The following is a 21,410-nucleotide window of genomic DNA, read 5'->3' on the forward strand; positions in this document are numbered from 1 at the left end:
CCTCCGAGCACAGTCGAACGCTTCTCGGAAATTCTGGAATCGAATGGTCCTCCTGATGCCGCGGGCCGCGCCGTCGGCTTATTGCTTCTCCGCCGGCGCCACCGGAAGCACGGCTGCCACACCTTCCGGATTGATGTTGAAGGCCAAGAAGACCAACGGCTCGTTGCCCGGGTTTCCCCATTGGTGGACGAGGGTGTGCGGCTCATAGATCAAGGAACCCGGTCCCCTGGTTTCAGTCTTACCGTCGACCGTGTTCGCCCCGGTGCCTGAAATGATGAAATAAAGAGCCGCGCCCGACCGATGGTGTGGTGGGTTGGACGGCATCTGTGCCGGAAATGTTACGCGGGTGAGATTGAGCTCATAGCTGCCCGGCTTCAAGTCGGGAATGGGCTGCACCGTACGATACAGTTCTTTTACGGCGGTAGGTGGCGTCTCGGCAGGTCGACCCAAGTCGGCCGCGGAGACAAGAAAGAAGTGGAGGAAAGTCGACGGCGCCCCGGTGCCCGCTGTGAGTGCTGCTGTCTTTCCGTTGGCGATAAATCGCCCCTCTCCGGTGTTGAGCATTTTGGTCTCGCCATCGAGCAACACCTCGGTCGATCCCGACATCTGGTAAAGGATGCCGTCGGCCTCTGACATGCTGCCCTTCTCGCCTGGCTGCAGGATGACAATGACGGCTTTGAAATGGAGCGGCGCGTCCACCACAATCGGCAGTGTGGTCGCAGCGATAACGGTCCGGGTGATTGCCGATGGGGCGGGCGTCGTTTGTGCTGCTCCGGGAGCGGGCAGTGCCATTGCGCCGAGCAGCAGGAGTGCTCTCGTCAAGGACAGCATGACGGCCTCCCAGTTCAAGGGATCATCGAACCAGCATACGCTCTTCCGGCGCCTCTTGGAATGGCCGGCGGCCTTGAGCTGCTGTTGGCCGGATCAATGCGCATATTCGGGATCGCGTCGCCCTTCGGCCGAAGTCGCGGGCTCGGCTATCAGCTTAGCCCTCGATACCAGACGACAAACCGTAGGCGATGAACTCGGCAGCTCCATTCGCGTCGATTTAGTCGCGCCCCGACCGTTTCCGGTCAGCCCCTGAGAGCCGACGCAGGGACATGGGTCGGGTTCGTCACGTTAGGGCCCCATTGAACCGGATTTGAGGCTCGCGCTCGCCAAGCCGCACTTTCGTTGGTTACGATCCACATATTCCAGCACGCCGCTGCAGTTCTGAGCGTTCCCTCAACGTGCGCTGAAGGTGAGGCCGGCGCGCTCCTTCAGACGCTTGCGCAACGCCGGACCCATCAGCGCGCCCGGCGTCCAGATGCCGCCTTCGCCCTCCACGTCGCGCACGAGGCAGAGAGCGCTCTCGGCGATCATCTTGCTGGTCGAGCCGTAGCCCGGATCGCGGTCGCCTGTGACGACCGCCTCGACGTGTCTGCCGTCCGGCAGCTCGCCCAGAAAGAGGATGTCGTAGAAGCCCTTCTCGCGCTCTTCCCGAGTAGGGCCGGCGCCGGGTTTGAGACCGCCGGTCCGGAACAAGGAAACCATCGTGGCGAACGTCTCCGTCGTCACGCTTGCGATTTCCCCAAATCGGGGTGCGACCATCATCTCATCGTAGACGAAGTCGGTGCCGTAGGGATGACCCAACAGGAAATTCGTGCGGTGCACGTTCTTGGTGTTGATCGGCGCCATCGGGAACGGCACGAGCCACACATTCATCCTCGGGTCGTATTCGGGGATGAGGCCGGACGGCTGAGAGGGCCCGGTGAATCCTGGCGTCAACGCGAAGGGATCGGTCAGCAGCCGGATCAGGGCAGGGTCGCGCGTGGCCGCGGCCAACGTCGCTTGAGCGCTCGCCGCGGTGCCGCCAGACATGCCGCCTTTCACCTTGCGCAGGCGGGCTTTGACCCGTCGCGCCGGGCGTCCGAATTTCCCACGCGCCTCCTCCTGCAACGTGAGCACGCCGAGATCGAACGGGATGGAATCGAAGCCGCAGGAGAAAACAATGCGCGCGCCGGTCCGTTTCGCCTCTTCGTGATAGGCGTCGATCATGCGCCGCATCCAGGCCGGTTCGCCACACAGATCGACATACGCCGTGCCCGTGGCCGCGCAGGCTGCCACAAGCTCGGCACCGTGAAGCTGGTAAGGTCCGACCGTCGTGATGATCACGGCGGTGCGCTCGCACATCGAACGCAGGCTGGCCGGCTCGGCGGCATCCGCCTTAATCAAAGGCAAATCCTCTGGTGCGCCGATGTCGGCACGCACCTTCTGGAGCTTGTCGGTCGAGCGTCCCGCGATCGCGCAGGACGGAGCATCGTCGTCGCGATAGGAGGTCGCCAGATATTCGGCGATGAGACGGCCGGTGTAACCCGTCGCGCCATAGACGATGAGGTCGAAGTCCCGCTTCACGACGTTGGTCCTCCTCGAGACTCGGGAGCGCTATTCAGATCCGTGTGCAATCGCAGGACACGAGGACGCTTAGCACGAGCCGCAAGTGCCATTTGAGAGCCCGCCGGTTCATCGAACCGTTTGACGGAGGATATCACAGTTCCCGCCTTGGATCCCACGGGCGAAGTACTTGGTTCGGTAATGATCCAAAAAGTGTCAAGCAGTTTTCTGATGATTTCTGTCGAGCAAATCAGAGCGGCGAGAGGGCTGCTTGGTTGGTCCCAAATGCAGTTGGCTGAAGCAACTGCCCGACAAGAACTTGGGGAGATCAGCTGCAATGAAGATTATCGAGTAGGCGGCGATAGCGCATTTCGAAATGGCGCGCCACGGCCATGGTTATGGCGTTGCTCAGCGTCGTGGGAGCCCGCGAGATCGAAAAGCAAGAACCGTCCAACTAGGCTTGTCCAGGCATGTCGCTGGAGCAGACACAGCACGTCCTGTGGCGATAACTGTGGCAAGCCCCTTTGGCTTCCGGCGGTAGGGGCCTCCAGCCCCTGATCTCATTGGTGGGCCCGGCAGGACTCGAACCTGCAACCAGACCGTTATGAGCGCAGGACCGCTCGGTCGTTTCTTGGAGCTTGCTCGAATTGCCGCTGGTGGGCTCAAGCACGCTCAAACTGGCCCATGATGGATTGGAGCGAGAGTTAAAATTTTTCAAACGGTTAGAAGACGGCGTGTGCACGATGTGTGCACCGGGAGATCAAGAAAAATCTACTGTTGGCAAGCGTGAGCGGTCGCCTTTTTGGAGTGATGCAGGCCTTTAGGTCAAGGGAAGTGCGGGCGACGCAAGGCTAATGATGCTCGTCACGAGCCGAGATCTCTCTTCGACTTACCGTCGATATCGCTGCTATCTGACGTGAGGACAAAAATGACGTCGGGGGTTCGAGTGGCTCCTCCGCAACCAATCCCACCATTTTACAGGCCAAACTACGGTTTTCTGCGATTGCACACGCCCGTTGCGCTTCGGACCAAAGCGAAGTCGCAGCGTTGACTTACCGTTGCGGCATGCCAGCCGGAACGATGGTTTGAACGATCGATGAATCCAACGCTTCATAATCGTGCAGGCCGATTGTTTCGTAGAGCTCCGCCCGCGTCTGCATCCGCTCGACGACCTTGTGCGTGCCGCCGTCACGCGCAATCGCCGCGTAAAGCTCGGCCTGTGCTTTGTTGGCCATTCGCAAGGAAGAGACCGGCCAGATCACCATCGAATAGCCCATCGCCTCGAACTCTGAGGCCGTGAAGAACGGCGTCTTGCCGAACTCTGTCATATTGGCGAGTAGGGGGACGCCCGGCATGCGTTCGGCAAAAGCGCGGAACATCTCGGCCGTGTTGAGAGCTTCCGGGAAGATCGCGTCGGCACCCGCGGCCTTGTAGAGCTTTGCGCGGGCGACTGCGCCGTCGAGGCCTTCGCTCGCGGCGGCGTCAGTCCTGGCAATGATCACGAGATCGCGCCGCGCTTTCGCCGCGGCCGAGACCTTTGCCGCCATGTCATGCGCGTCAGCAATCTTCTTGTCGTTGAGATGGCCGCACTTCTTGGGCAGGATCTGGTCCTCGAGGTGAAGCGCGCCCGCGCCGGAATCTTCAAACACGCGGGTCGCGTGCATCACGTTCAAGGCCTCGCCATAGCCAGTGTCGGCGTCGACGAGCAGCGGAAGTCCCGACGCGCGGGTGATTTGGCGAACAAAGAAAGAGACCTCATCCACAGTGATGATGCCGAGATCGGGGAGGCCCATCGACGCGGTCATCGCCGCGCCCGACAGATATAGCGCTTCGAAGCCGGCCGCTTTGGCTTGCAGCGCCGCCATGCCGTTGTGAGCGCCCGGCAACTGCAAAATGCCGGGCCGCTTCAACAGCGCGCGAAAGCGCCGGCCGGCGGATTCGCGGGGAAGGTCGGCGGCAACGAGATAAGTCATCGTGAATAGCTCCGGGGACGTTTAAGCGCTGCGCCGTGCTTGCGCAGTGGATTTGACAGGACGGTAGAAGACGTTCCCCTCGAACAGCTGCCGCGCTGTGCGATAGACCGCGCCATGAATGGCGCGCGCTTTGGCGGAATCATCGGATTGTTCGACGGCGGCATCGACCACGGTCGTGCCGGAGGGGTGGGCGATGGTGATCGGGCCATCGCCAGGGCGTGCCATCCGGTTCGCAAGCGTGCCATCGATGCGCACCGCGATGGCGAGGCAAGTCGCGCCGGTGATCGGGACTGCGCGATGGGGCTGACCGATCGAGATCATCCGGATGCCGAGCGACATCTCCGAGGGCTCGAGCTGGCGACCCGACAGCGTCGTCATCTGACGCGGCGGCACGATCATCGCGACCTTGGGAACGCTCGGGATTTTGGCGGCTTCCGCAACGTCAGGCGCAAGGCCCATCGCCACCGAGGCCGCGCAGCGAATCGCCTCCATCCGCGCGAGGAAAATTGGATCGCCCTCGAGCGCTTCGGGCATCTCGCTGCCGTCCTTGCCGACCGAGGCGGCCGCGATAAAGACGCAAGGGTTGGCGGCATCGACGAGAGACGCCTCAACCGAGCCAAGGCCGGGGATATCGAAATGATCGCAGGCGCGTCCCGTCGGCAGCACGCGTCCGGTTCTGGTGCCGCCGGGATCGATGAATTCAAGCCGGACGGGCGCGCCCTGTCCGCCAACGCCATCGATGCTCATGTCGCCCTCGGTTTCTACCTCCCCATCGCTCATGGGGAAGCGAGACACGATGATCTTGCCGGTATTGGTATTGTGGATGCGCACGACGGCCTCGCCGTTGGCGGGCGCCTTCACCAGCCCTTCGCTGACCGCGAACGGTCCCATCGCGGAAGACATGTTGCCGCAATTTGCGCTGTAGTCGACTTCGGCACTCTTCACCGAGACCTGCGCGAACGTATAGTCGATGTCGGCGTCCGGCCTCGTAGGCGAGCCGACGACGCAGACTTTCGAGAGAGATGACAGGCCACCACCCATTCCATCCAGTTGACGGCCATTGGGATCGGGCGAGCCCATCACGGACAGGAAGATCGGATCCCATTGCGCGGGATCTTCCGGCAAGTCTTGTCTGTTGAACACGACCGCTTTCGACGTGCCGCCGCGCATGAAAGTGGCTTTGAGCTTGTTCTGTGCCATTACGCGTCTCTATTGCATACCGTTGTAAACGTTGGATACCAGTGTATACATTCTTGGGGCGGCCTGCTACCCTATTCTAATCGGTGGACGCAATGGCCTCGTTCCAGACAGGCGGCGCGACGCCGAATATCTTGCGTCGATTACGTGCTTCGTGCGGTCGGAAGGATCAGACGCAAATCAATGATGGACAGCTTGGCGCGTCACGCTCGTACGAGGTGGCTCCTGCCGAATGAGATCGGGATGACTTTATGAACGACGAGATGGTGTTGCCGGATCGTACGAAGTTCGCATCTGCCGCCGATTACGCTTACGCGGCGTTGCGGCGTGAGATCGTCGAAGGGCGCTTTGCTCCAGGCCGGCGCATGCGCGAAGTCGAATTGGCGGAACACCTCGGCATCAGCCGAACGCCGACGCGTCAGGCTTTGACACGGCTCGAGCTCGAGGGCCTGCTCGACCTTCGGCCGCGAACGGGGCTCGTCGTTTCGGTTCTCGACATGGATGCGGTCGACGAGCTCTACGAGATGCGCGCGGTTCTCGAAGGCACCGCGGCCGCGATGGCGGCAAAGCATGCAAGTCCGAAAGATCTTGCCGCACTGGCCCGGCTTGTCGCCGAGGGTGAAAAGCTCGATCGCGATCCGGTTAAGCTCTATCGGCACAACAGGGAGCTGCATGACGCGATTCAGGTCGCCGCTCACAACCGCTATCTCGAAAAGAGCCTGTCAGCGCTGCAAGATGCGATCGCGCTTCTAGGTCCTACAACATTGGCCGCGAAGGGCCGGTTTGCTGTCGCTCAGGCGGAGCACGCGGCGATCGTGCAAGCCATTTCGCAAAGAGAAGGCGAGAAGGCCGATCGCCTGGCGCGGGCGCACGTTCTCAGCGCGCTCGAGACCCGTCGGGTCATCCTGGCGAAGGAGCGCGAACTAGAGGCCCGCCACGAGCAAGGCGGCGCCTAAGTCGACGTGCGAGCTGCACCTCAGCCGCAGCTCACGGCGCGACGCCGATTGCTGCCCCCAACCCACTAATTTCTGCATCTGACTGTTTTCATGGAGGTTTCTCCTGAAAACGGCTGCGTCCGAATTATCTTGCATTCTGATGTATACATCGGTATCCAAAAGAATACAGAAGCGCAGAAGGCGCAGGCCAGGCGGGAAGGAACGGAAATGCACGAAGAGTTCGATGTGATCGTCGTTGGCGCTGGAAACGCTGCTTTGGCTGCGGCGGTCTCGGCGAAGGAAAACGGCGCGGATCGTGTCGTCGTTCTCGAAAAGGCTCCCCGCGAAATGCGAGGCGGGAACACCCACTGGAGTGGTGGTGTCCTGCGCTTTGCCTATGACGAGCCGCGCGAGATCGGAGCCCTGCTGCCGGGTATCGAGGACGAATTCGAGAATTTCTACGACGGCATTTCGCCCTACACGCAGGAAGACTTTCACGGCGACCTCATGCGCGTCACCAACGGGCGCACGGATCCGATCCTGTCCCGTCTTCTCGTGTCGAACTCGCAGGCGACCGTTCGCTGGATGAAGGACACCGGAGCCATCAAGATGGAGCCGGCGATCAGCCTGTCCGCCGTCAAGAAAGACAATGTCATGGTCTGGGCGCGCGGGCTCGTGGTGCGCGCGGCGCATGAGGGCGTCGGCCTTTCGCGCAGCTGGTTCTCGACCTGCGAGCGCATGGGCATCGAGGTGCGATACGGCAATGCCGTCTCGGAGCTGCTTGTCGACGACAATGGCCGCGTCGTCGGCGTCAAGACCAAGGACGAGGAGGGCGTTCGATCGCTCGGTGCAAAGGCCGTCGTCCTCGGCTGCGGCGGCTTTGAAGCCAATGTCCAGATGCGCACCCAGCACATCGGCCCGCTGGTCGGCGCCGCGAAGGTTCGCGGCACCCCTCACAATCAGGGCGATGGGCTGCGGATGGCGCTCGCCATCGGCGCGATGCCGTGGGGACAATGGAGCGGCTGCCACGCCACCCCGATCAGCGCGGACTGGGGCGATTTCGCGCCGCGTGAGATGACCGACCGCAGCAACCGTCTGTCCTACGTCTATTCAGTGATGATCAACCGCAAGGGCAAGCGCTTCGTCGATGAGGGCGAAGACGGTGCGCTCTTCACCTACGCCAAATTCGGTCGCGCGATCCTGGCCGAGCCGGGTGCCAAGGCGTATCAGCTGTTCGACAGCAAGGTCATCCACCTGCTCGAGCCGCGCTATTCGACCAGCGATCCGATCAAGGCCAATTCGCTCGAAGATCTGATCGCGCAACTCGATATCGACGACAAGGTGCAGGCGCTCAAGACCGTCCAGCACTACAACCATCACGCTCGCGCGTCGGACGAAGGCTTCGATCCCACGAAAAAGGACGGCCTCTCGACCAACGGCCTCGATCTCGAAAAGACCAACTGGGCGCTCCGTCTCGACAAGCCGCCTTATTACGCCTACAGCGCGACCGGCGGAATCACCTTCACGTTCGGCGGCCTGAAGATCAACGAAAATGCCGAGGTGATCGGTACCGACTGGCGCCCGATCAAGGGATTGTATTGCTGCGGCGAACTGGTCGGCGGCCTGTTCTACGACAACTATCCCGCGGGCACCGGCCTCGTCTCGGGTGCGACGTTCGGCAGGATCGCCGGACGAAACGCTGCGAGCCAGCAGAGCGTGGCGCCGGCCAAAGCGGTGGCGTCGCGATGAGCGTCAGCGCCACGATGTCGAGCCTGGCGGAGCGGATCAGTGCCTACGATCCGCAGCCGCGAGATGCGAAGGCCCTGGGACGAGCGCGGGCAGCAGTCATCACGGCGTTTGGCCGGACGCTGTCCGGCGCGCCGGCCGCCATCACGACGGCATTGCTGGCGAACCCCGGTGTTGCCATGCCCGGCGGCCCGTCGCTTGTGTTCGGTACCGAACGGCGCACGAGCGCGGTCGATGCCGCGTTGATCAACGCCACGGCAGCCGTAGCCGGATCCGAAGCATCACCCGATGCTGCGAACGGAGCCTTTGTTGTTTCCCTGTTCGGGCTCTGCGAGGAGCGCGGGAAAACCGGACAAGAGTTCATTGACGCAGTGATTTCAGGCGCTGACATTTCGCGTTCGCTCGCGCTACCGCCGTCAGCCGGCCAGCTCGGATCCGCCTTGCTGGGCAGCGTCGCAGCCGCGGCCCGATTGCTCGAATTGAGCCGCCCGAAGATTGCAGCCGCGCTGCTCATGGCCGGGGTGGCAAATGCCGGCAATTCCGCGGCCGGACAGGGCGGACCTGAAGCACTCATGGTCGGCCAAAGCCTGAGAAATGGATTGCTCGCCGCGTTGCTGGCCGAAGCGATGGACGAGGCGTCCTGCCACGAGATGATCGGAGGCGACCAGCGCGCCGCTGGCGACGGTCTGCCGGGAGCGGAAGCTTTCGATCTTCTTGCGGTCCAATCGCCACCGGGAGCCGATCTCTGGGATCAGTTCGATCAGCAGGCCGGTGCCGTCTTGCGGCGCGATGACGTCGCTCCGCTGTTCGAGCGGCTCGAGACGATCGATAAGGTGAACGATCTCGCGACGGTTTCGCGTCTGTTACAGGGACGCGGCACCCGAGCAGCGCCAAAGAAGGTCGTCTTCGCGCCGCGCGGAACGCATGAGCCGGAGGAGACCAACTGGGTTCCTTGACCCGCGAATGAGGACGATGGCGTCAAGCCGCCATCGCAAATGACAAGCATCACCTGACAACAAAAAGCCGAGCCTGAAAAGAAACGAGCAAGGCAGACAAGAGCAACATCTGGGGAGAGATTGGAATGAAGCGTTTTGAGTTGGTTGCCGTGCTGGCCGCGTCGGTCGTCTGTTCCGCCGCCCGGGCCGAAGACAGTGTCACGATTGGCGTGCATGCCAGCTTTTCCGGTGCAGGCGCCGCGTTTGCCGAAGGTATGCTCGCTGCCACTGATTTTGCCGCCGAAGACGTCAACAAGGACGGCGGCCTCGAGGTCGCTGGCAAGCGCTACAAGATCCTGATCAAGCAATATGACGACCGCTATCGCGCTGCGGACGCGGTCACGGCCATGGATCGCCTCATGATCCAGGACGGAATTCACTTCGTGGTCGGTCCGATGGGCTCGGCGGCGGCAGTGGCGACGAAGGACCAGACCACCTCCGGGAAAGTCATCACCATGACGCTGGCTTTCACGCCGCGCGCTCTTGGGGCCGACGCGCCGTTCGCTTATCGGCCCGTGATCACCACCGGCGAGTTCTCTGACCCACAGGTTGCCTGGCTTGCGAAGAATACAGCAGCCAAGCAGGTCGTGTCGCTGCTTCCGAATGATGAGACCGGGCAGCAAATCGGTGTAGCGAACTTCAATTCCTACGCCAAGGCCGGAGCCAAGCTGCAGGTCGAGTATTTCGAGCGCGAGCGCGTCGACTTCGTGCCCATCCTCACGCGCATCCTGATGAAGGCCGACGGCCTCGAGCTCGGCGGCAACTCGCCGACCACCGCCGGCCTCATTCTCAAGCAGGCTCGCGAGCTCGGATACCGCGGTCCGGTATTCGTCACCGGCGGCGATGTCGCCGCCGAAATGCTGAAGGTCGCTGGCAAGGATGCGGCCGAAGGCACCTACGTTCATCTGCCCATCGACACCAGCCTGCCAGATACGGCGGCCTACGTGACCCGCTTCAAGGCCAAGTATGGGCAGAACATGAACGGCTTCAGCCCATTCTTCTATGCCGGCCTGCAGATGTTGTTCACGGCCATGAAGAAGGCCGCCACCGTGGACGACACGACGAAGATCGCAACGACGCTCGATGGACTGTCAGACGTCCCGACAGCGATGGGCAAGGCCGGCTGGACTGGTCAGCAGAAATACGGAATCAAGCACCAGATCGATCTTCCGTTCTACGTGGGACAGATCAAGGACGGCGTTGTCACGAAGGTGGCGACCTGCGACGTCAACGCGTGCCGGTAAGCGATCGCTGAAACAGGCGAGGCGCTTTCCGCGCCTCGCCGATATGATTGGAGTCGTCATCCCGTGAGCATGGACATCATTTTGGCCCAGACGGTCGTCAACGGCCTTATGGTCGGCATGATCTATGTGTTGATGGCCATAGGCTTCACCATGGTGTTCGGCATCATGCGCATCGTCAATTTTGCGCATGGTGAGTTCTACATGGTCGGCGCTTTCCTGTTCGCCATTCTCTACGGCAGCAACGGCATGCCGTTCGCCGTCAGCGTTTTGCTCGCGATCGGCGCCACGGCCTTGCTCGGGCTGCTGATGGAGCGAATTGTCTTTCGCCGGTTTCGCGGCAACGAGCTGAACGGCATGATTGCGTCCGTTGGCGTCGCGCTTATCCTGCAGAATAGCGCGTTGCTGTTGTGGGGATCCTCGGCCCGCACGGTGCCGCCTGTCCTCTCCGGGGTTCTGTCCGTCGGCGGCATCGTATTCCCCTGGTCACGGCTTGTTGTCATCATCGGGGCGATCGTCGCCGTCGTGTTGCTCAACCTGTTGATCGGGCATACCCGAATTGGCCGCGCGATGCGGGCCGTGGCCCAGGACGCCGAGATTGCCCAGGTGCAGGGCATTCGCGTCGACGTGATCTTTCCCGCCGCGTTCGTGCTGGGCGTCAGCCTTGCGGCATTCGCCGGCGTTCTCATGGCGCCGGTCCTCTCGGTTTCGCCGTTCATCGGTCTGGCGCCGACGTTGAAAGCCTTCGTGATCGTCGTCATCGGAGGGCTTGGCAGTGTTCCCGGCGCGGTGGTTGGCGGACTGCTCATCGGCTTGATCGAAAGCTTCGCAGGCACTTTCGTCAGCGCCTCGCTCTCCGAGATCCTGCAATTCCTGGTCGTGATCGGCGTCGTGCTGCTGCGCCCGCAAGGCTTGTTGGGTCGAAAGGAGCGCGAGGCATGAATCCGTCCACGACAAAGCCGATGTCTTACGTCGCGGTTGCGGTGGCGGTCTTTCTTGCCGTGCTGCTGCCCTGGTTCGCGCCGAACCAATTCTACATCCACCTCGCGACAGTCGGCTGCATCAACCTCATGCTCGTGCTGGGCCTCGCCATCATTGCGCGCGCGGGGCAGCTATCCATGGGCCATGGCGGTTTTGCGCTGGTCGGCGGATACGTTTCGGCTCTATTGTCGATGAAGGGATGGCCGCCTCTGCTGACCCTGTTCATCGCAGGGCTGACCGCAGCCGTCATCGCCGCCGCCCTTGGCTGGATCATCCTGCGTTTGCGCGGCGTGTACTTCGTGCTGGTGGCTTTTGCGTTCAGCCAGATTGTAGTGCTGCTGGCGCTGGACATGAGCTCGATCACGGGCGGCGCGAACGGGCTCGTTGGCGTGCCCCCGATCTCGATCTTCGGCTGCGTTCTTCGCGCCAAGCCGCAATTCTATCCCTTTGCGCTCGCTTGCGCTCTGACGACGCTGCTCCTGACCTGGCTGCTCTACCGCTCGCCGCTGGGCACAATGATGGCGGCGACCGCCGAGAACCAGCGCCTCACGGAATCGAGCGGCATCGACACGCATCGGGTCCAGGTGATCGCCTTTACGATCGGATCGGGCATCGCGGGCTTCGCCGGAGCCTTGTCCACGCATTATCTCCGCTTCATTTCGCCGGATTCATATACGTTCTGGGAGTCCGTATCCTACCTGACCATGCTGGTCGTCGGCGGGCGTGACGGTGTGCTGGGACCGGTTGTTGGCGTGCTCGTCCTGACACCCTTGCCGGAGCTGCTGCGATCCACCGAAGGGCTGCAGCACATCATCTACGGGACCATGCTCGTGCTCTGCCTGATGTTCGTGCCGAACGGTCTGGCAAGCCTCGTCCAGACCTGGCGCTCGCGCCAGCGGGTGGCGAGGACCAGCGCCGCGGTCGTGGCGGAGGAAGTGACGTGAGCATGCTCGAAGTCGAGAGCCTGAAGCGGTCCTTTGGCGGGCTTGTCGCCGTCCGCAACGTATCCTTCAAAGTCTCCGAGGGAGATTTTCTTGGCCTGATCGGTCCGAACGGCGCGGGCAAGACCACGTTGTTCAATGTGATTTCGGGCGTGCTGAGACCGTCGGCAGGGACGGTCCGGTTTCTGGACCGCGACATCTCGGGGCAACCGGCCAATCAAACGGTTCGCCAAGGTCTGTCGCGGACCTTCCAGGCCGCAACCGTTTATCCGGAAGCCACCGTCATCGAAAATGTCGCTCGCGGCACCTTGGGCACAAGCCTGACCGGCCTGTGGAGCGGGTTTCTCTCGCGCAAATGGCGGGTCGCGGCCGAAGAGAAGGCGTATCATGTTCTCGACCTGTTCGGGCTGAGGCGCCGTGCGGATCTGAAGGCGCGCGAACTCTCTTACGGCGAGCAGCGCCGCCTCGGCGTCGCGATTGCCCTTGCCAGCGAACCGAAGCTCCTGATGCTGGATGAGCCGGTCGCGGGACTCAATCCCGAGGAGGCAGCAGAACTTGCTTCGGTTCTTCGCCGGGTCAAGTCGGAGCGCGGCGTCACCATGGTGATGGTTGAACATCACATGCGTACCGTCATGGGCCTGTGCAATCGCGTCGTGGTGCTGGATCATGGCACGTTGATCGCTGACGGAACTCCCGCGGACGTCGTGTCGAACCCGCTCGTGATCGAGGCGTATCTCGGCAAGGAGGCGGTCGATGCTTGAGGTTCGTGGTATCAGCGTCGCCTACGGCGCCCTCTCGGCGGTCCGCAATCTGAGCATGACCGTCGCCAATGGCGCCATCGTCTCCCTGATCGGCTCGAACGGCGCAGGCAAGACCACCACGATGAAGGCCATCATCGGTCTCAAGGCGGTCAGCTCCGGTGAGATCTATCTGGACGGCGAACGCGTTGACGGCGTCCCGGCGCCGCAGCGCGTTGGCCGCGGTATCGCGCTTTCGCCAGAAGGACGGCGCGTCTTCCCGCAGATGAGCGTGCTCGACAATCTCCTGGTGGGGGCTTATTCGCAGCGTGACGCGACACAGCAAAAGAAGACGCTGGACCAGATCTACGGATATTTTCCGCGCCTCGTGGAGCGACGCACCCAAATGGCGGGCTCGTTGTCGGGGGGCGAGCAGCAGATGGTTGCCATCGGCCGCGCCCTGATGGCGAGGCCACGCCTGTTGCTGCTGGATGAACCTTCGCTGGGGCTTGCACCGATCATCGTCGACGAGATTGCGCGCATCATCGTTGAGATCAATCGCGATATCGGCATGTCGATCATCCTGGTCGAGCAGAACGCAAAGCTGGCACTCAATCTCTGCAACGAGGCCTTCGTGCTCGAAGCCGGCGCGGTCGCGCTGAGCGGAAAGGGCAAAGACCTGCTGGCCAGCGACTATGTGCGGCGCGCCTATCTCGGTATCTGAATGCTTTCTCTGTCTGGAAATCCCGGAGTAACGACATGACTGCCTCTTTCACCTTCGGTTTCATCGGCTTGGGCGTCATGGGTGAACCCATGTGCCGGCACCTCGTGCAGAAAACGAAGCAGAAAGTGCTGATCCACGACATCAACGCCGAACCTGTGGCGCGCCTGGTTCAGGTCGGTGCGGTCGATGTCGGGTCGGTCTCCGCGGTGGCGAAAGCCGACATCGTCTTCATTTCGATGCCCAGCGGCGAGCACCTCAAGAAGATATGCGAGATGCCCGGTGGGCTGCTCGAGTCCGCGCGCGCTGGCCAGACCATCGTTGATCTCTCCACCAGCCCGCTGAAATTGACGCGGGAACTCGCCGGCAGGTTCACCGTGAAGGGAACTGACTATGCGGATGCCCCGGTTGCCCGCACCCGCGCGGCGGCCGAGGCGGGCACACTTGCGATTTCGGTCGGGGCGACACCGGAGGTGTTCACCCGCATCGAGCCGCTGCTCCGCTGCTTTGCCAGCGAGGTCACGCATTGCGGCGAGGTCGGATCGGGGCAGGTCGTAAAAATCCTCAACAACATGGTGGTCGTGGGGACCGTGACCGCGCTGTGCGAGGCCGCCGCGATCGCGGAATCGGCCGGCGTGTCGACCAAGACCCTGTTCGATGCGCTCTCCAAGGGCTCCGCGGACAGCTTTGCGCTGCGCAATCACGGCTACAAGGCGGTTGCCGCGCGCGAATTTCCCGAGCGGGTCTTCTCGACCGACTACATGCAAAAGGACATCTCCTACGCGCTCGACATGGCGCGGGATGCCGGAATCGACGCGAAAGAAGCCGCGCTCGGCGCCAGTCTTCTGACCGAGGCCTCGCGGAGCGGTTTCGGAGCGAACTACTGGCCGGTGATCGTGAAGATCATCGAGCGTTCTTCCAAATAGCGACGACGGATGCGTGAAGATGGCCTGCGGCAATGCTTGCCGACCGGCCATCCCGGCGCCGACATCAGGGTCGACGCAAGAGCGATAGATAATCAAGGGGAGGGATTCGTGCGGGTGTTGGTGTTAACGATCGCGCTGCTTCTTTCAGGCTGGAGCCACGCAGCGGCGGAAAACTATCCCTCGCAACGCATTACGGTAATCGCGCCGTTTGCGCCCGGCAGCGGGACCGATGGCGTTGCGCGGATCGTGTTTCAGCGGCTGTCCGAGCTGTTAAAGACGACGATCGTCATCGACAATCGCGTCGGCGCTAATGGAGCGCTGGGCGCGACGGCCGCGGCACGCTCGGCGCCGGACGGATACACCTTGCTGGTCGGCGGCACCTCCACGCATGCTGCCAATCCCAGCATTCTGAAGTCGATCCAGTACGATCCCATCGCCGACTTCGTTCCGATTTCGCAGTTCGGCTTGTTTCCCTATTTCCTGATTGTCGATCCCGGCCTGCCCGTCAAAAGCGTTGCCGATCTCGTGGCGTTGGCCAAGAGCAAGCCGGGCACATTGACGTTCGGCTATGCCAACGCGCTTGGCCAATTGTCCGGCGAGGCGTTCAAGCGCCGCGCGGGCATCGATATCGCCGCCGTGCCCTACCGGAACAGCCCGCAGGTCGTCACCGACATCATCGCGCAGCGTGTATCGATGACGTTCATGGATATGGCGCCTGCGGTCTCGCAGGTGGAGGCAGGCCAGGCGCGTGCGATCGCAACCACGAACCCGGCCCGCAGTTCGCAATTCCCTGACATTCCGACCATGAAGGAGGGCGGGCTCGCGTTCATCAATATCTCCGCATGGTCCGGGCTGTTCGCACCAAAGGACACGCCGCCGGAAATCGTCGCGAAGCTCTCGGAAGGGGTGCGCGAGGTCCTTGCAGAACCCGAGATCCGGAGCCGCCTCGCCGATATCGGCTTCGAAGCCCAATGGATCGGCCCGGCGGATTTCGCCAAACACGTCAAGGACGACATCGAATTGTGGGCCACGACAACGAAGGAAGCTGGCATCGAACGCCAGTAGGTACCGACATGTCCGAGTATGAAATCTATGCGATCCGATACGCCAGGAAAGACGAGCGCCGCGCATCGGAGAACTTCATCGACAACAGCGATGTGCCGGATACGCCGATGCCGCTGGATTTCTTCGTCTGGGCGCTGGTTGGTCAGGACCGCACGGTGATCGTCGATACCGGCTTCGACGAGAAGGCGGGTAGGCCGCGTAATTATGCCGTCACACGGCCGGTCGCCGAAGGCCTCAAGCAGATCGGCATCAACCCCGATAACGTCAAGGACGTCATACTCACTCACATGCATTGGGATCATGCCGGCAACCACGACCTGTTTCCGCGGGCGCGGTATCACGTGCAGGAGCGCGAGATGCATTTCTGCACGGGCCGCTGCATGTGCGACGCCGAGCAGAAGAAGGCCTACAACGCAGAGGACGTCAGCCATATCGTCAGGCGAAACTTCGAAGGGCGCGCGACCCTTCACGATCCTAACTCCGATTTCGACGATGGAATATCCCTGCACTGGCTGGGCGGCCATACCGCGGGACTTCAGGTCGTGAGGGTGAAGACGCGCCGCGGTTACGTGGTGCTGGCCTCGGACGCCTCGCACTACTACGCCAACATCTTGCAACGCCGGCCATTCCCGGTGTTGTTCGACACGAACCAGATGCTGAACGGCTTTGCGGTCATCCGGAAACTGGCCGATAGCCCGTCGCACATTGTTCCGGGTCACGACCGGCAGGTGCTCTCGCTGTTTCCCGCCGCGCGCGAGGGGATCGACGGGATTGCGCGATTGGACGCCGATCCCCGCGGAAGCCCCGCCTAAAGCACCAGCCGCCAGACGCACCATCCGGATCAGACACACAATTCGCCAGTTGCGGAGACCATCGACCATGCCGAAGAAGTACGGAATTGCCATTGCCAACGAAACGGTGAGTGCACCGAACCAGGAATGGTTTGCCGCCATAAACCCCTATAGCCGCGAGGATTGGGCGTTGGTGCCGCAGGCAACGCCCGCGCAGGTCGCCGATGCGATCGCGGCGGCGAGACGAGCCTATGAATCCGTCTGGGGCAAAACCACTGGTCTGGCTCGCGCGAATTTGCTGAACAAGCTCGCCGATCTGCTCGATGCGCAGGCCGAACGCATCGCCATCATGGAGAGCACCGACAACGGAAAGATCATCCGGGAGACGCACGGGCAGATGCACTTTGCCGCACGTGCCTACCGGTTCTTCGCGGGCTGCGCCGACAAGATCTTCGGCGATACGATTCCGCTGGACCAGCGCGATGTGTTCGACTTCACTCGCCGGGAGCCGATCGGCGTCGCTGTGCTCATCACCGCCTGGAATTCGCCGATGGGGCTGCTCGCCAACAAGCTCGCGCCGGCACTGGCGGCGGGCAATTGCGTCGTCATCAAGCCGTCCGAGCATGCGTCGGTGACGACGCTGGAATTCGCCGAGCTGGTCCGCGAGGCGGGCTTCCCCGCAGGCGTGGTCAACGTCGTCACCGGCGATTACAGGACGGGGCAGGCGCTGCTCTCGAGCGGCCGAATTGACCGTGTCAGTTTCACGGGAAGCCCGAATGTCGGCCGCCAGATCGCGGCGGAAGCGGGCCGGTCTCTTGTCCCGGTCACGCTGGAGTTGGGCGGCAAGTCTCCCAATGTCATCTTCGAGGACGCCGACCTCGACAAGGCGACTGTCGGGGCTCTCGCCGGCATTTTTGGCGCAACCGGGCAGACATGCATCGCGGGCTCGCGGCTCTTGGTTCAGCGTTCCATTCACGATGACATCGTGAAACGTCTCGTTGCCCGGGCGCACAAGATCAGGCTGGGCAATCCATTGGACAAGACGACGGACATGGGGACGGTGGCGAACGAGCTGCAGTTCGAGCGCATCCTCAAATGCATCGGCGATGCGCAGAAGGAAGGGGCGGTTCTCGCGTGTGGCGGAAAGCCCGCGACCGGCGACGGCCTTGGCAACGGCCTGTTCATCGAGCCGACTATCTTCACCGGCGTCGAGAACAAGATGGCGATTGCCCAGGAAGAAGTGTTCGGACCTGTGCTCTCGATCATTCCCTTCGACACGGAGGATGAAGCGATCGGCATCGCCAACGACAGCAAATATGGCCTCGCGTCCGGAATCTGGACGACGAACCTGTCGCGCGCCTTGCGCGTGTCGCGGGCTGTCCACGCCGGAACGGTTTGGGTGAACACCTACCGCGCCTCTAGTGCGATGGCGCCGTTCGGCGGATTCAAGGAGTCCGGCTTCGGCAAGGAGCGCGGCGTCGCGGCGCTGGATGAGTTCTTGCAGACCAAGAACGTGATGATCGATTTTTCAAACGAAGAGCGTGATCCGTTTGCCCTCAAGATGTGAGGTGGTGCCAGATCCAGCCGCGTCTCGTCGTCCTGCGCGTTGCTAGCGCTTGCGCCGTCGAAAGAAAAACTAGAAGTTATTGTCAAGTAAACAATTCAAATATGTCGATGGGCAAGCATGGCGACGATCCGGGCTCTGCGAACATTCATATGCGTATCGCAGTACGGCAGTTTCGCTGCCGCAGCGGAGAAGGTGGGTCTCTCTTTGAGGAGAATCCCAGGCTCAGGATCGAGCGTCTCGGCTTTCCCGACGGGAGGCGGGAAATCGGTTTCATGGAGAGCGAGCGAAAGCGGCAGCTGACGAGCCACTTGCGCCAACTGCTGATTGAACTAAGCCGCGAGCAACCTTTACCGGGATGACGATATCGACAAGTTGCGTCGAACGGCGCCAGCGGACTGGACGTCGATCAGGCTGAGCGGCGCGACGCCAATTTGCCTTTCCCAAGTTGCGTGATCGCATTGTCGTAGATGACGGGCCGGGCTTTGGTCGGGGGAAGTCGAAAATGCTTCACATGGGGCACTCCGCGGACGCCAGAAAATTAGCGCAGTGAAAATTTCACTTTTCTGCTTGCAGTCAGGTGAGTGAGCATCTAAAGCCTTTTCCGCGTTGCCCGCCTGTCGGGCGCTCCCTTGGCTTTGAGGCAAAGGCGAGCGAACGCGTCACTGATGCTCCTCACCTTGTTGAGTGACACAACAATCGACACCAGTCGGTTGGAGTCATTCATCGTCGGTAAGGGTGTCGGAACCCTTCCTCTCAGGAAGGTTGGGACCTCTCCGGTCCCGGGCTGTTTGACAAGTGAAGATGAAGAAAGAGAAACGTGGACGGCGGAGTCCTTGCGCCTCTCGGACCACTTAAGAGCTTCGGCTTTTGAGTACTGAGAGAGGACGAAAGACTTCGGCGGTACACGTTTCAAAGGAAACACCATCGTTGTCCGCGATGTGAATCGCAGACAGCAAGTCGATTTCGGTCGACAATGGTGGGACCTCGTCAAACGTTGTGATCAGCCGGTTCAAAGTTCAAGTCCAACTTGAGAGTTTGATCCTGGCTCAGAGCGAACGCTGGCGGCAGGCTTAACACATGCAAGTCGAGCGGGCGTAGCAATACGTCAGCGGCAGACGGGTGAGTAACGCGTGGGAACGTACCTTTTGGTTCGGAACAACACAGGGAAACTTGTGCTAATACCGGATAAGCCCTTACGGGGAAAGATTTATCGCCGAAAGATCGGCCCGCGTCTGATTAGCTAGTTGGTGAGGTAATGGCTCACCAAGGCGACGATCAGTAGCTGGTCTGAGAGGATGATCAGCCACATTGGGACTGAGACACGGCCCAAACTCCTACGGGAGGCAGCAGTGGGGAATATTGGACAATGGGGGCAACCCTGATCCAGCCATGCCGCGTGAGTGATGAAGGCCCTAGGGTTGTAAAGCTCTTTTGTGCGGGAAGATAATGACGGTACCGCAAGAATAAGCCCCGGCTAACTTCGTGCCAGCAGCCGCGGTAATACGAAGGGGGCTAGCGTTGCTCGGAATCACTGGGCGTAAAGGGTGCGTAGGCGGGTCTTTAAGTCAGGGGTGAAATCCTGGAGCTCAACTCCAGAACTGCCTTTGATACTGAAGATCTTGAGTTCGGGAGAGGTGAGTGGAACTGCGAGTGTAGAGGTGAAATTCGTAGATATTCGCAAGAACACCAGTGGCGAAGGCGGCTCACTGGCCCGATACTGACGCTGAGGCACGAAAGCGTGGGGAGCAAACAGGATTAGATACCCTGGTAGTCCACGCCGTAAACGATGAATGCCAGCCGTTAGTGGGTTTACTCACTAGTGGCGCAGCTAACGCTTTAAGCATTCCGCCTGGGGAGTACGGTCGCAAGATTAAAACTCAAAGGAATTGACGGGGGCCCGCACAAGCGGTGGAGCATGTGGTTTAATTCGACGCAACGCGCAGAACCTTACCAGCCCTTGACATCCCGGTCGCGGACTCCAGAGACGGAGTTCTTCAGTTCGGCTGGACCGGAGACAGGTGCTGCATGGCTGTCGTCAGCTCGTGTCGTGAGATGTTGGGTTAAGTCCCGCAACGAGCGCAACCCCCGTCCTTAGTTGCTACCATTTAGTTGAGCACTCTAAGGAGACTGCCGGTGATAAGCCGCGAGGAAGGTGGGGATGACGTCAAGTCCTCATGGCCCTTACGGGCTGGGCTACACACGTGCTACAATGGCGGTGACAATGGGAAGCGAAGACGCAAGTCCTAGCAAATCTCAAAAAGCCGTCTCAGTTCGGATTGGGCTCTGCAACTCGAGCCCATGAAGTTGGAATCGCTAGTAATCGTGGATCAGCACGCCACGGTGAATACGTTCCCGGGCCTTGTACACACCGCCCGTCACACCATGGGAGTTGGCTTTACCTGAAGACGGTGCGCTAACCAGCAATGGAGGCAGCCGGCCACGGTAGGGTCAGCGACTGGGGTGAAGTCGTAACAAGGTAGCCGTAGGGGAACCTGCGGCTGGATCACCTCCTTTCTAAGGATGGTCCTTCAGAGAGCTCACGCTCACTATCGGACCGTTTTAGAAACATCAGGGGCCAACAGATCGCCAGATCGTTGAGCTCCATTGGCGGGATTTCGCCGTCTACGTTTCTCTTTCTTCGCGGACGAACACGCGCCAGGGGCTGCGCTGTGCGGTTGCATTCGGCGCTAGTGGCCGGCTGCACGCGAGCAAGATCCCTTGTCCTCCGAAGGATATGCGTTAGGGGCTTGTAGCTCAGTTGGTTAGAGCGCGCGCTTGATAAGCGTGAGGTCGGAAGTTCAAGTCTTCCCAGGCCCACCACTTTCATCGAGTGAGCATTCGTCTTCTGGTTACGGGGCCATAGCTCAGCTGGGAGAGCGCGTGCTTTGCAAGCATGAGGTCGTCGGTTCGATCCCGTCTGGCTCCACCAGATGGTTTGATTGCCGGCGCAGCTTGTACCGAAATCGTCCGCGAAACATCACTTCGCACCCACTAGTCCGGATGGACAGTGACGTGCGTGTTTTCTGACATCGTAAAGAGGAGATCGATCCGAGTTGGGTCGTGCAGCAATTGTTGCGCGAGCCTTCATTATCTCCGGATCATTTCGGCGCTCGCTTCCGGCCGTGAGGTTGGTTGCGAGTTGTAAATGATCCTTTTAGCGAAGCTTGACCGCCTCGCTATCGGAACGATCTTACGAAGCAAGCTGGTCTTTCTAGTCAATG

Annotated in this window: 16 protein-coding genes, 2 tRNA genes, 1 rRNA gene and 1 pseudogene; 16 read left to right on the plus strand and 4 right to left on the minus strand. The window is 61.2% G+C overall.

Going from position 1 to position 21,410, the window contains the following annotated elements; translation table 11 throughout:
• Positions 1-78: 78 nt before the first annotated feature.
• The 4 genes from AXW67_RS08000 to AXW67_RS08015 form a co-directional block, all read right to left on the minus strand.
• The gene (locus tag AXW67_RS08000; protein WP_145927481.1) at positions 79-831 is read right to left on the minus strand and encodes a cupin domain-containing protein; all 753 of its coding nucleotides are present in this window, start codon (positions 829-831) and stop codon (positions 79-81) included.
• Positions 832-1,224: 393 nt separating this feature from the next.
• Positions 1,225-2,394, minus strand: a complete 1,170-nt coding sequence (locus AXW67_RS08005) for a saccharopine dehydrogenase family protein (RefSeq protein ID WP_063677425.1) — start codon at positions 2,392-2,394, stop codon at positions 1,225-1,227.
• A gap of 1,031 nt (positions 2,395-3,425) precedes the next feature.
• Positions 3,426-4,346, minus strand: a complete 921-nt coding sequence (gene prpB, locus AXW67_RS08010; protein ID WP_063677426.1) for a methylisocitrate lyase — start codon at positions 4,344-4,346, stop codon at positions 3,426-3,428.
• Between the two features lie 21 nt (positions 4,347-4,367).
• Entirely contained in the window at positions 4,368-5,546 is a 1,179-nt protein-coding gene (locus AXW67_RS08015; RefSeq protein ID WP_063677427.1) for a 2-methylaconitate cis-trans isomerase PrpF family protein, read from the minus strand.
• Positions 5,547-5,806: 260 nt separating this feature from the next.
• Here AXW67_RS08015 and AXW67_RS45005 point away from each other — a divergent pair.
• The 16 genes and pseudogenes from AXW67_RS45005 to AXW67_RS08100 all read left to right on the plus strand — a co-directional run.
• Positions 5,807-6,016 (plus strand): annotated as a pseudogene (locus AXW67_RS45005) (GntR family transcriptional regulator); the annotation flags it as partial.
• Between the two features lie 24 nt (positions 6,017-6,040).
• A complete protein-coding gene (locus AXW67_RS08020) occupies positions 6,041-6,499 on the plus strand; it encodes a GntR family transcriptional regulator (RefSeq protein ID WP_245315472.1) in 459 nt (152 codons plus the stop codon).
• A gap of 207 nt (positions 6,500-6,706) precedes the next feature.
• Positions 6,707-8,227 (plus strand): FAD-dependent tricarballylate dehydrogenase TcuA, encoded by a 1,521-nt coding sequence (tcuA, locus tag AXW67_RS08025; RefSeq protein ID WP_063677429.1) that lies wholly within the window; start codon positions 6,707-6,709, stop codon positions 8,225-8,227.
• Between the two features lie 14 nt (positions 8,228-8,241).
• Positions 8,242-9,180 carry an MmgE/PrpD family protein gene (locus AXW67_RS08030; RefSeq protein WP_245315474.1) on the plus strand — a complete coding sequence of 313 codons (939 nt, stop codon included), beginning with the start codon at positions 8,242-8,244 and terminating at the stop codon, positions 9,178-9,180.
• Positions 9,181-9,305: 125 nt separating this feature from the next.
• Positions 9,306-10,463: an ABC transporter substrate-binding protein gene (locus AXW67_RS08035; protein WP_063677431.1), complete on the plus strand. Its 1,158-nt coding sequence runs from the start codon at positions 9,306-9,308 to the stop codon at positions 10,461-10,463.
• Between the two features lie 69 nt (positions 10,464-10,532).
• Positions 10,533-11,402 carry a branched-chain amino acid ABC transporter permease gene (locus tag AXW67_RS08040; protein WP_063677432.1) on the plus strand — a complete coding sequence of 290 codons (870 nt, stop codon included), beginning with the start codon at positions 10,533-10,535 and terminating at the stop codon, positions 11,400-11,402.
• Complete coding sequence (locus tag AXW67_RS08045) at positions 11,399-12,385, plus strand: branched-chain amino acid ABC transporter permease (RefSeq protein WP_063677433.1); 987 nt, start codon at positions 11,399-11,401, stop codon at positions 12,383-12,385. Before AXW67_RS08040 ends, AXW67_RS08045 begins: the two co-directional genes overlap by 4 nt.
• 2 nt (positions 12,386-12,387) lie before the next feature.
• Complete coding sequence (locus AXW67_RS08050) at positions 12,388-13,143, plus strand: ABC transporter ATP-binding protein (RefSeq protein WP_082907825.1); 756 nt, start codon at positions 12,388-12,390, stop codon at positions 13,141-13,143.
• Complete coding sequence (locus tag AXW67_RS08055) at positions 13,136-13,843, plus strand: ABC transporter ATP-binding protein (RefSeq protein WP_063677435.1); 708 nt, start codon at positions 13,136-13,138, stop codon at positions 13,841-13,843. Before AXW67_RS08050 ends, AXW67_RS08055 begins: the two co-directional genes overlap by 8 nt.
• A 35-nt stretch (positions 13,844-13,878) precedes the next feature.
• Complete coding sequence (locus AXW67_RS08060; RefSeq protein ID WP_063677436.1) at positions 13,879-14,766, plus strand: NAD(P)-dependent oxidoreductase; 888 nt, start codon at positions 13,879-13,881, stop codon at positions 14,764-14,766.
• Positions 14,767-14,874: 108 nt separating this feature from the next.
• Positions 14,875-15,831, plus strand: coding sequence for a Bug family tripartite tricarboxylate transporter substrate binding protein (locus tag AXW67_RS08065; protein WP_063677447.1), 957 nt, complete (start codon positions 14,875-14,877; stop codon positions 15,829-15,831).
• An 8-nt stretch (positions 15,832-15,839) separates the two neighbouring features.
• On the plus strand, positions 15,840-16,643 hold the full coding sequence (locus AXW67_RS08070) for an N-acyl homoserine lactonase family protein (protein WP_063677437.1): 804 nt from the start codon (positions 15,840-15,842) through the stop codon (positions 16,641-16,643).
• Between the two features lie 67 nt (positions 16,644-16,710).
• Positions 16,711-18,189, plus strand: a complete 1,479-nt coding sequence (locus tag AXW67_RS08075; RefSeq protein ID WP_063677438.1) for an aldehyde dehydrogenase — start codon at positions 16,711-16,713, stop codon at positions 18,187-18,189.
• 1,023 nt (positions 18,190-19,212) lie between these two features.
• Positions 19,213-20,703 (plus strand): 16S ribosomal RNA (locus tag AXW67_RS08090).
• Positions 20,704-20,932: 229 nt separating this feature from the next.
• Positions 20,933-21,009 (plus strand) — tRNA-Ile (locus tag AXW67_RS08095).
• A gap of 33 nt (positions 21,010-21,042) precedes the next feature.
• A tRNA-Ala gene (locus tag AXW67_RS08100) sits at positions 21,043-21,118 on the plus strand.
• Positions 21,119-21,410: the final 292 nt, after the last annotated feature.

Origin of the sequence: Bradyrhizobium neotropicale, assembly GCF_001641695.1 — a bacterium.
Taxonomy (GTDB): Bacteria; Pseudomonadota; Alphaproteobacteria; order Rhizobiales; family Xanthobacteraceae; genus Bradyrhizobium; species Bradyrhizobium neotropicale.